The organism is Methyloceanibacter sp., assembly GCF_058506495.1.
Genome location: NZ_JBZMXT010000136.1, coordinates 1 through 3,716 on the forward strand (window position 1 = coordinate 1; position 3,716 = coordinate 3,716).

At 59.2% G+C, this 3,716-nt stretch carries 2 protein-coding genes; both read left to right on the forward strand.

Going from position 1 to position 3,716, the window contains the following annotated elements:
• Positions 1 to 805 (forward strand): acyl-CoA dehydrogenase family protein (locus AC33YF_RS13175; protein WP_491777668.1); only part of this gene is annotated, 805 nt, incomplete at its 5' end.
• Positions 806 to 855: 50 nt separating this feature from the next.
• A partial coding sequence (locus AC33YF_RS13180; RefSeq protein ID WP_491777669.1) for an adenylate/guanylate cyclase domain-containing protein occupies positions 856 to 3,716 on the forward strand: 2,861 nt, incomplete at its 3' end.

Here is a 3,716-nt window from a genome sequence, read left to right on the forward strand (position 1 = left end):
CACCGGCGCCAACGACTGGCTTGACTCAAGCGGCGTTTGCCAGCGCGTCGATGGTGGCTTCAGAGTCACTGCCAAGAAGCCCTTCGCTAGCGGTTCACCCGCCGGCGACCTATTCGTCACCACGGCGCCGTACGAGGATCCCGAGGAGGGCTGGCAAGTTCTGCATTTCGTGTTGCCAGTGAATGCCCAGGGCGTGTCGCTCGCAGGTGATTGGGATACCCTCGGCATGCGCGCGACAGGTTCGGAGACAGCGGTTTTCGAAGAAGCCTTCGTTCCGGATGAGGCTGTCGCGCTTCGGCGAGCCCGCGAAGGCTATCACCCGGCCTTCAACGTCGTAATGGCGGTTGCAATGCCGCTCATAATGTCGGCCTATCTCGGCGTTGCAGAAGCGGCGGCAGAGCGCGCAAAAGGCGTTGCGGCAAAGCGCGCCGAGGATCCGACCACACCCTTCCTACTCGGCGAACTCATCAATGAGGTAACGCTTGCTCAGGTTATGGTCCAAAGCATGATCGACATCTGCGATGACTATGCTTTCGAGATGGATGTTGAGACTGCTAACGCTGTTCTGATCCGCAAGACCTTAGCGGCTGACGCGATCATCGGCACGACTGAGAAGGCACTCAAAGCAACAGGCGGTGCTGGCTTCTATCGAAAGATGGGACTTGAGCAGCTTCTGCGTGACGCGCACGGCGCGCAATTTCATCCTCTTCCGGCCAAGAGACAACACCACTTCACTGGACAGCTGGCTCTGGGTCTAGCGCCGATTGTGGAAGGTACCGCCAAACGCATGCGGGTGGCGGCATAGCTATATATCAAGGCTTCGGCCAACGACGACGTATCCCCGAGTTCTGCGGAATGGACGAGTTAAATGACTGGCTTGAGCGACACGGTCTATTTAGTCTTGCTGCTGCGATGATCGAGAATGATATCGATCGTGCTCTTTTGCCAGAGTTAACAGAACAGGATCTCAAGGATCTCGGGCTCAACATCGGCCAGCGCCGACGGCTGCTCAATGCAATTAAGAAAGAGCTGGCTGATCAAGCGGAGCCAAATGGGGTCTCGGTACCGATCGCAATCGAGCCTCTCCCGCAGACGGGAACTGCACAGCACCCTGCTGATCAGGCAGAACGGCGTCAACTAACTGTGCTCTTCTGCGATCTTGTCGGCTCGACAGAATTGTCTCAACGCCTTGATCCCGAGGAGCTGCGCGAGACTATGCGTGCCTACCAGGACGCTGCCGCTGGTACAGTCACGCGCTACGGCGGGCATGTTGCAAAATATCTAGGCGATGGCGTGCTTGCTTATTTCGGCTGGCCCGCTGCTTACGAGGATCAGGCCGAACGTGCCGTTCGCGCCGGATTGGAGATGAGCAGGGCAGTAAAAACGATTAGCGCCCCTGACGGAACGCAGCTTGCTTCCCGTATCGGCATTGCGAGCGGGGATGTCGTTATTGGTGACCTCGTGAACGTCGCAGGCACCGAAGCCGGTGCCGTTACCGGAGAAACACCCAACCTAGCGGCGAGACTTCAATCGGTAGCCGGGCCAGGCGAGGTGATGATCTCGGACGGGACTCTCCGCCTTACCGGTGCAGCATTCGAGATCGAAAGTGGAGGCACGTACGCGCTCAGAGGATACAGCGATCCCGTTCAGGGCTATGCGGTCTTGGGCGAGCGTGAGGTCGAAAGCCGCTTCGAGGCGACGCGCGGAGCACAAATCTCCGCTCTCGTTGGGCGGGTGCATGAGATCGGCCTGCTCGCCGAACGCTGGAAACAGGCGCAAGTCGGAGATGGCACAGTGGTGCTGCTGTCGGGGGAAGCCGGGATTGGCAAATCGCGCCTCATCGAGGCAATGGCCAAGCAGGTGAACGAAGACGGTGGAGAGATCATCCGCCTGCAATGCTCGCCGTATTTCTCGAGCAGTGCCTTACATCCGGTGATCGAGCGGATCCGACGCGCCGCGGGCATCTCGCAAGATGATGATGACTCGGCACAACTCGTCAAGCTCAGAGACCTCCTCGCAAGAGAGGGCGGCGATCCCGAAACAACGCTTCGAATCTACGCAGGGCTGCTCTCGATCGAAATGCCGCCTGATTGTGCCGATCCAGATCTGATGCCCGAGGAGCTCAAGGAGCTAACGCTTAAGGTTCTCCTTGAGCGCCCGGTACAGCTTTCACGCAAGGCCCCTCTCCTCCTGGTCCTGGAGGATGCACACTGGATCGATCCCTCAACCCTTGAACTCATGGAGCGGCTGGTAGCTCGCGCCGCGGAACTTCCCGTCATGATTGTCGTAACGCACCGCCCCGAATGGAGCACTGACTGGAGCGGCACGTTCGGACATGTGACAGCGCTTACCGTAGGCCGCCTGGACCGATCGCAGATCGCTGAGCTTATGGAGAAGACTTTCGGATATCCGCCTCCTCCGGATCTTGTCGACGATATCGCTCAGCGGACCGAAGGCGTCCCCCTCTTCATCGAAGAGTTTTGTCAGGCAATCGCAGGTCAGACGGATGCGGATTCGGTGGGCGAGGTCACCATCCCAGCGACCCTGCAGGGGTCCCTAATGTCCCGGCTCGATCGCCTGCCCAGAGAGGCCAGGTCGCTAGCACTTGTTGCGTCAGTGATCGGGCGAGAGTTTGACTCAATGCTGCTTAGGCAGGTGACTGGCTTTACAAGTGCCGCCCTTGAAGAAGGACTGGCTGCCCTGAGACAAATGCAGGTCATATTTGCGAGCGGGAGCACTTCGGGCTCATATATTTTCCGGCACGCATTAATCCAGGACACGGCCTATCAGTCCCTCCTCAAAAGGACGAGGCAAAGCCATCACGGTGCAGTAGCACGAACGCTCGAGACGCACCATCCGGAGATCCTTGCCCGTGAGCCCGAACTGGTCGCCCACCACTACGCTGCCGCCGGCGACGATAGCGCCGCCAGGCCGCTCTGGATGCGAGCCGCCGAGCGCGCCTATAGCCGATCCGCGGCATTCGAAGCGGTAAGCCATGCCCGCGAAGCGTTTCGGACCGCAAGGGATAGCGGACGTCACGAAATCGAAGCCCGCATCATGCTTGGCCGTGCACTTCAAAGTGCAGGTCAGATCGGTCCTGCGAACCAGACGTTGAGGGAAGCCATCGACCTTGCCCGACTACTAGACGATAACGCTCTCTTTGCCGATTCGGTTCTGACTTTTGCGAACACGCTTTATCTATCAATGGAGCCCGCAGCCGAAGCGTTACCTCTGCTCGAAGAGGCGCTGGGTCGCCTACCTGCGGAAAACGATGTGCTCACGAGCCAAATCCTCACCTACTTGGTTCGAGGATCTGTCCTAGCGGGAGAGCGGGTTCGCGCGCGTCGCTACCGTGCGCGCGCAATCGAGGCGGCACGGTCCTGTGGGGACAACGTCTCTCTGCATGGTATGCAGATCATCCCCTACATCCTCCCGTTAGTTCATCGCGAACCGGAAGAAGTGGCCGACTGGCGCTCCAAGATCGATGAGATGCTTGAGACTGCCGATCAGATGAACGACGACACAAAGGGTCGGGCGCGGAGTATCGCGTTTTATGTGGCTGCCGAGATGGGCGACCGCGACCATATGGAGAAGATGCTGGCGTGTATCCAGGAAGTCGGCGAGGCCCGCCAACATATGCATATGGCCTGGGTCCACCGCCATGGCGATGCAATGCTCGCCATACTCGATGGTCGGTTCGAGGAGGCCGAAAGGCT